This window comes from Streptomyces sp. NPDC054961 (assembly GCF_053609145.1).
In genome coordinates this window covers 292,234-299,029 of sequence record NZ_JBSGWY010000003.1, presented here as the reverse complement: position 1 = coordinate 299,029, position 6,796 = coordinate 292,234, and the positions used below count along the sequence as shown (strand labels likewise).

The window sequence follows — 6,796 nt, the reverse complement described above, 5'->3', positions numbered from 1 at the left end:
CATCCCCCCACCACCTATATAAACACCTCTTTTTTGGGGGGCGGTTTATTTTTTTTATACGAGACAGAGGTGGCCCCCACCTCCGCCGCGCCCGGCGGGGCCCCGGGGGGCCCCCCCACCCCGATCTCCCCGCCCCACACCCCCCAGCCCCGTCCGGCGTACAGCCGGGCCCCGGCGGCGGAGGCACTGAGCGCCCCGAGCACGTAGGCCCGCGAGAGCACCTCCTCGACCGCCTCCATCACCGCCCCGCCGAGCCCGCGCCGCCGCCGGTCGCCGCGCACGGCCACCGCCTCGACGTACCCGGTCCGCAGCGCGCGCCCGCCGTGCAGCACCCGCCGCTGCACGACGCTCCCGTGCGCGACGAGCTCCCCGCCCTCGTGGACCAGCACGTGCATCCCCCCGAGCGCGTGCTCGAAGTCCTCGTCCGCGAAGTCCCCGCCGAAGGCCCCGTCGAGCAGCTCCCGCACCTCGCGGAGTCCGTCGCTCCCGAGCTGGGAGGTGTGCCGTACGAGGATGCTCATTCCTGCTCCAGCCATGGGGTCCACCAGGTGCGGAAGCCGGGGCTCCCGGGTGTGCGGCCGCCGAGGTCCCGGCCGGGGCACCGGGCCCGGCCGGCGGCGGTCCGTCGGGCACCAGTCTCGCGTACCTGCCGCGGCGGTGGCCGGCGAGCGCGAGCGTGCCCGGCGTCAGACCCCCGCCCCACGGATCCCCGCCATGCGGACGCGCAGGGGCTCGGACCGGCCGGATTCGGCCGACGCGCGTCTGGCGGTCTGGACCATTGCCTCGGCAGACTCGGCGCATGTCGCCCGAGACCCAGCAGTGGACCCCGATCCACGGCCAGCCCTACCGTCCCGCCCCCTACCGCCCCGAGCGGATGCCGGGCGAGGAATCCCTCGCGCGCGCCGCCGAGCTGCGTACGCGGATGGACGGACGCAGGACCGTACGCCACTTCTCCCCCGACCCGGTGCCCGAGCAGGTGGTCCGCGACGCCGTCGCGTGCGCCGCGACCGCGCCCTCGGGGGCGCACCAGCAGCCGTGGACCTTCGTCCTGGTCAAGGACCCGGCCGTACGGGGGCGGATCCGCGCCGCCGCCGAGCAGGAGGAGCAGCTGTCCTACGACGGCCGGCTCGGCGACGAATGGCTCGCGGCCCTGCGCCCCATCGGCACCGACGCCGTGAAGACCCACCTGACCGACGCCCCGGCCCTGATCGTGGTCTTCCAGCAGCGCTACTGGCTCGGCGAGGACGGTACGAAGCACAAGCACTACTACGTCGACGAGTCGGTCGGCATCGCGGTCGGCATGCTGCTGTCCGCCCTCCACCTGTCGGGCCTGGCCGCGCTGATCCACACCCCGAGCCCGATGCGCTTCCTCTCCCGCGTCCTGAACCGCCCGGAGAACGAAAAGGCCTTCGCCGTCATCCCGGTCGGCTACCCGTCCGAGGACTGCGAGGTCCCGGACCTGACCCGCAAGTCCCTGGACCAGGTCCTGCTCGAGGTCTAGGGAGCGGACCGCGCGGAGTTACCGTGAGACCTCCACAAGATCGACAACGGGAGGTCCCCCCATGCTCCGCATCCGCCACGAGGTCAACGGCGGCCCCGAAGTCCTCTTCGCGGAGGACGTCCCGGTACCCGTTCCGGGGCCGGGTGAGGTCCTCGTCCGTTCCGAGGCCGTCGGGGTGACCCTGCCCACCGTCCGCAAGGTCCGGGAGGGCAGCACGGCGACGCCGTTCGGCGGCGAGGTCGCCGGGCGGGTCGCCGCCACCGGAGAGGGGGTCGCGGGCTTCGCCGTGGGCGACCGCGTCACGGGGCTGTGTTTCGCCGACGCCTACGCCGAGTTCGCGGTCCTGGGCGCCGCGATGACCTCCCGGATCCCGGACGGCGCGAGCGCCGTCGAGGCGGTCGCTCTGGTCCGCAGCGGGCTGGTCGCACGCGGCGCGTACGAGGCCGCGCGGGTGGAGCCCGGGGAGTCGGTCCTGGTCACGGCGGCCGCCAGCGCCGTGGGGACGCTCGCCCTGCAGTTCGCCAAGGCCGGCGGGGCGAGCCGCGTCGTCGCCGCCGTCGGCAGCGCCGGGAAGGCGGCGTTCGTACGGGGCCTGGGCGCCGACGAGGTCGTCCTGTACGAGGACGCCGACTGGGGAGCCCCGTACGACGTGGTCCTCGACGGCGTCGGCGGCGATCTGCTGGGCCCGGCCGTACGGGCCCTGGCGACCGGAGGCCGGCTGGTGGCCTTCGGCTCCGGCGGCGGCACGGTGGAGGCGTACGAACTCCTGGTCCGCGGCGCCTCGGTGACCGGTTTCCAGATGCGGGCCGTCGCCACCGGCAAGCCCGAGCTGTACGAGCGCTGGCGGCGCGAGCTGTGGGAGCTGCGCGGGGCGGGCACCCTGCGCACCGCCGTGCACGAGGAGATCCCCCTCGCCGAGGCGGCCCGCGCGCACGCCGTGATCGAGCGGCGCGAAAACCTGGGCAAGGTCGTGCTCGTCCCGTAGGAGGGCGCGGACCCGCCCGGACACGGGACCGCCCCCGCCCGGACACGGGACCGCCCCCGCTCCGGACATGGGGGTACCGGAGCGGGGGCGGGGTTCAGCGGGGCCGGGATCAGCCCATGTGGGGGTAGCCGTACTCGGTCGGCGCGACCAGGGTCTCCTTGATGGAGCGGGTCGAGGTCCAGCGCTGCAGGTTCGTCGCCGCGCCGGCCTTGTCGTTGGTGCCCGAGGCACGGCCGCCGCCGAAGGGCTGCTGGCCGACGACGGCGCCGGTCGACTTGTCGTTGATGTAGAAGTTGCCCGCCGCGAAGCGGAGCTTCTCCATCGCGTCGGCGGCCGCGTAGCGGTCCCCCGCGATGATCGAGCCGGTCAGGGCGTACGCCGAGACGGACTCCATCTGCGCCAGCATGGCGTCGAAGTCGGCGTCCTCGTACACGTGGACCGCCAGGATCGGACCGAAGTACTCGGTCGTGAAGACCTCGTTCTCCGGGTCCGTGCACGCGATGACCGTCGGGCGGACGAAGTAGCCCTCCGAGTCGTCGTACACGCCGCCCGCGACGATCTCGCAGGTCGGGTCGGCGATGGCCCGGTCGATGGCGGCCTTGTTCTTCGCGAAGGACCGCTCGTCGATGACGGCGCCGATGAAGTTCGTCAGGTCGCGGACGTCACCCATGGTGATGCCGTCGACCTCGGCCGCGAAGGCCTCCTTGAAACCGTCGTTCCAGATCGAGGCCGGGACGTAGGCGCGCGAGGACGCCGAGCACTTCTGGCCCTGGTACTCGAAGGAGCCGCGGGTCAGAGCGGTCTTGAGGGTCGCGCGGTCCGCGGACGGGTGCGCGACGACGAAGTCCTTGCCGCCGGTCTCGCCGACCAGGCGCGGGTAGGACTTGTACTTCTCGATGTTGGTGCCGACCGTCTTCCACAGGTGCTGGAAGGTCTTGGTCGAACCGGTGAAGTGGATGCCCGCGAGCTCGGGGTGCGTCAGCGCCACCTCGGAGACGGCGATGCCGTCGCCCGTCACCAGGTTGATGACGCCCTTCGGCAGGCCGGCCTCCTCCAGCAGCTCCATGAGGAGGACCGCGGAGTGGGTCTGCGTCGGGGACGGCTTCCAGACGACCACGTTGCCCATCAGGGCCGGGGCGGTCGGCAGGTTGCCCGCGATGGCGGTGAAGTTGAACGGCGTGATCGCGTAGACGAAGCCCTCGAGCGGACGGTGGTCGCTGCGGTTCCACACGCCGGCCGAGTTGGCGCCCGGCTGCTCGGCCAGGATCTGGCGGGCGAAGTGCACGTTGAAGCGCCAGAAGTCGACGAGCTCGCACGGGCAGTCGATCTCGGCCTGCTGCGCGGTCTTCGACTGGCCGAGCATGGTGGAGGCGGCCAGCTTCTCGCGCCACGGGCCGGCCAGCAGCTCGGCGGCGCGCAGGATGATCGCGGCGCGGTCGTCGAAGGACATCGAGCGCCAGGCCGGGGCGGCGGCCAGGGCGGCGTCGACGGCCTCCTGCGCGTCGGCCTTCGTGGCGTTCGCGTACGTACCGATGACCGACTTGTGGTCGTGCGGCTGCACGACGTCGAAGCGCTCGCCGCCGCCCATCCGCTTGACGCCGTTGACGGTCATCGGGAGGTCGATCGGGTTCTCGGACAGCTGCTTCAGCTGGGTCTCGAGACGCGCGCGCTCCGGGGTGCCGGGGGCGTACGAGTGGACCGGCTCGTTGACCGGCGCGGGGACCTGGGTCACAGCATCCATGAAACTGGTAACTCCTTGAGCTAGTGGGGTGCCTAGTTCTTGGTGATCATCGAGCGGAGGAAGAAGAGGAGGTTGGCGGGCTTCTCCGCGAGGCGCCGCATGAAGTAGCCGTACCAGTCGGTCCCGTACGCCGTGTAGACGCGCATCCGGTGTCCTTCGGCGGCCAGGCGCAGGTGCTCCTCGCTGCGGATGCCGTAGAGCATCTGGAACTCGTACTCGTCCAGCTTGCGCCCGGCCTTGCGCGCGAGCTCCTGGCCGATGGCGATCAGGCGCGGGTCGTGGGACCCGATCATCGGGTAGCCGTCGCCGTCCATGAGGGTCTTCAGGATGCGGACGTACGCCTTGTCGATCTCGGCCTTGTCCTGGTACGCGACCTCGGCGGGCTCCTTGTAGGCGCCCTTCACGATCCGTACGCGGCTGCCGGAGGCGGCCAGGCGCCGGGCGTCGGCCTCGGTGCGGAAGAGGTACGCCTGGATCACGCAGCCGGTCTGCGGGAAGTCGCGGCGCAGCTCCTCGTGGATGGCGAACATCGAGTCGAGGGTGGTGTGGTCCTCGGCGTCCAGGGTGACGGTCGTGCCGATCGCGGCGGCGGCCTCGACCACCGGGCGGACGTTGGCGAGGGCCAGCTCGTGCCCGCCTTCCAGCGCCTGGCCGAACATCGAGAGCTTCACCGACATCTCGGCGGTCTCACCGAGGCCCAGGGTCGCCAGCTGCTCGATGAGCTGCAGGTACGCGTCGCGCGCGGCGTGCGACTGCTCCACCGTGGTGATGTCCTCGCCGACGACGTCGAGGGTCACTTCCAGGCCCTTGCCCGTGAGGTCCTCGACGATCGGGAGCACCTGGTCGACCGTCTCACCCGGGATGAACCGGTTCACCACGGGCTTGGTCACCGGGGCGGCAGAGACGATTCGGCGCATCTTGTCGCTGCGCGAGGCGGCGAGGATCGCGGGACCCAGCACGGGGTACCTCCAACGGGTGGCTGACTGAGCTGAAGCAGGGCATACGGCCCCACGCCGGGACGACGTTGGCCATAGGGAAAACGCGAGTGAAACCACCGTGAAACCTAGGGATCTTCCTGATCCTCTGCCATCGACAGCTGTCACGCATCCGTGGCCGGGATCTCATACATCTGTCTGAGGGGCCGGCCGGCGGGTGGGAGAATGTGCGGGTGAAGGGCGATTACCAGGACCTGGTGGACGAGATCTCGGCGCTGCTCGGCGCTCCGGCGACGCTGGAGAACCGGGACTTCCGCCTCATCGCCTTCGGCGCGCACGACAGCGACAGCGACGGCAGCGAACTCGTGCTGGACCCGGTGCGGACCCGCTCGATCCTCACCCGCCAGTCGACCGCGGCCGTCCGCTCCTGGTTCGAGGGCTTCGGGATCGCCCGCGCCAGCGGACCGGTACGGATCCCGGCGGCTCCGGAGGCCGGGGTGTTCCGGGGCCGGATCTGCCTGCCGGTGCGCCACCGCGGGATCGTCCAGGGCTACGTATGGCTCCTCGACCAGGAGCCCAGCCCAGACGCGGGGGCGCTGGCGGCGGCCATGGAGGTGGCCCAGCGCATCGGGATCCTCCTCGCCGAGGAGGCGCGGGCGGGGGCCGGCCTGTCCCGGGAGTTCCTGGCGGTGCTCACCGCCGGACGGGGCCGGCAGCAGGACATGGCGGTGGCCGCGCTCCGGGTGGCGCTCGGTCCGGGCGAGGAGGGGCTGCACGCGGCGGTGTGCGTGAGCCCCTGGTCCGGGGAAGCTCCGGCGTCGGTCCCGGGAGCGGCGGCCGTGTGCGTGGTCCCCCGGCCCGGGGACGGCGAGGAGGAGCCGGACTCCGGCTCGCGCGGCCCGGCCGGGCCGGCCGGACCGGGACGGCGGTCCCTGGCGGTCCTGATCCGCATGCGCGGTACGGACCCGCTGGCCCCGGCCCTGACGGCGATCTCGCGGCTGATGCCCCGCGCGGCCGCCGGACCGGGCACCACCGCGGCCGGGGCGGCCGGGCAGCGTGCGGCCGGGCAGCGTGCGGCCGGGCAGCGTGCGGCCGCCCCCGTCTCGGACCGAGTGGGCGGAACGGGCGGAGCGGGTTCCGGCCCGTCCGGGGCGGGCGGGACGACCGCCGGGGTGTCCGATCCCGTGCGGGCGCTCGCGGGACTGCCCGCCGCCTGGCAGCAGGCCGTCGCCGCGGCGCGGGCTGCGGGCGCGCGGCCGCGGCTGGGCCCGGTCGCGCAGTGGTCCGCCATCGGGCCCTACCGGATTCTGGCGTCCGTGGCGGAGGAGGCCCTGGACGATCCGGCGGCCCACGCCCTGCTCGGCCCGGCCCACTCCGAACTGGCCCGGACCGCCGAGGTGTTCCTGGACTGCGCCGGGCAGGCGGGCCGCGCGGCGGCGGCCCTGGGGATCCACCGCCAGACCCTGTACTACCGCATCTCCCGCGTGGAGCAGCTGACCGGCCTCGACCTGGACGAGGGCGAGGACCGGCTGCTCCTCCACATGGCCCTCAAGGCGGCCCGTCTGCACGGGTGACGGGCCCGGGGCCAGGGCCGGGCCGGGTGGCGCACGACCGACCGGCGCCCACCCGAACGG

General features: G+C 73.0%; 6 protein-coding genes. 3 read left to right on the top strand and 3 right to left on the bottom strand.

Annotated features, from left to right (window positions below):
- Positions 1–14: 14 nt before the first annotated feature.
- The gene (locus ACWF9Z_RS05455; RefSeq protein WP_453597708.1) at positions 15–521 is read right to left on the bottom strand and encodes a GNAT family N-acetyltransferase; all 507 of its coding nucleotides are present in this window, start codon (positions 519–521) and stop codon (positions 15–17) included.
- Between the two features lie 278 nt (positions 522–799).
- Between ACWF9Z_RS05455 and ACWF9Z_RS05450 the strand changes: the two genes are divergently transcribed.
- Both ACWF9Z_RS05450 and ACWF9Z_RS05445 read left to right on the top strand, forming a co-directional pair.
- Positions 800–1,501, top strand: coding sequence for a nitroreductase family protein (locus tag ACWF9Z_RS05450; RefSeq protein ID WP_453597706.1), 702 nt, complete (start codon positions 800–802; stop codon positions 1,499–1,501).
- Positions 1,502–1,562: 61 nt separating this feature from the next.
- Complete coding sequence (locus ACWF9Z_RS05445; RefSeq protein ID WP_453597704.1) at positions 1,563–2,486, top strand: quinone oxidoreductase family protein; 924 nt, start codon at positions 1,563–1,565, stop codon at positions 2,484–2,486.
- 109 nt (positions 2,487–2,595) lie between these two features.
- Here the strand turns inward: ACWF9Z_RS05445 and pruA are convergent, their stop codons facing one another.
- Both pruA and ACWF9Z_RS05435 read right to left on the bottom strand, forming a co-directional pair.
- Positions 2,596–4,227: an L-glutamate gamma-semialdehyde dehydrogenase gene (gene pruA / locus ACWF9Z_RS05440; RefSeq protein WP_453597702.1), complete on the bottom strand. Its 1,632-nt coding sequence runs from the start codon at positions 4,225–4,227 to the stop codon at positions 2,596–2,598.
- Positions 4,228–4,259: 32 nt separating this feature from the next.
- Positions 4,260–5,186 carry a proline dehydrogenase family protein gene (locus ACWF9Z_RS05435; RefSeq protein WP_453597700.1) on the bottom strand — a complete coding sequence of 309 codons (927 nt, stop codon included), beginning with the start codon at positions 5,184–5,186 and terminating at the stop codon, positions 4,260–4,262.
- A gap of 209 nt (positions 5,187–5,395) precedes the next feature.
- Here ACWF9Z_RS05435 and ACWF9Z_RS05430 point away from each other — a divergent pair, with 209 nt between their 5' ends.
- Positions 5,396–6,736: a PucR family transcriptional regulator gene (locus tag ACWF9Z_RS05430; RefSeq protein ID WP_453597698.1), complete on the top strand. Its 1,341-nt coding sequence runs from the start codon at positions 5,396–5,398 to the stop codon at positions 6,734–6,736.
- Positions 6,737–6,796 lie beyond the last annotated feature (60 nt).

Bases quoted from the DNA above. Each gene is read 5' to 3' on its own strand.
- ACWF9Z_RS05455 (WP_453597708.1), bottom strand. From the start codon at position 521: ATGAGCATCCTCGTACGGCACACCTCCCAGCTCGGGAGCGACGGACTC.
- ACWF9Z_RS05450 (WP_453597706.1), top strand. From the start codon at position 800: ATGTCGCCCGAGACCCAGCAGTGGACCCCGATCCACGGCCAGCCCTAC.
- ACWF9Z_RS05445 (WP_453597704.1), top strand. From the start codon at position 1,563: ATGCTCCGCATCCGCCACGAGGTCAACGGCGGCCCCGAAGTCCTCTTC.
- pruA (WP_453597702.1), bottom strand. From the start codon at position 4,227: ATGGATGCTGTGACCCAGGTCCCCGCGCCGGTCAACGAGCCGGTCCAC.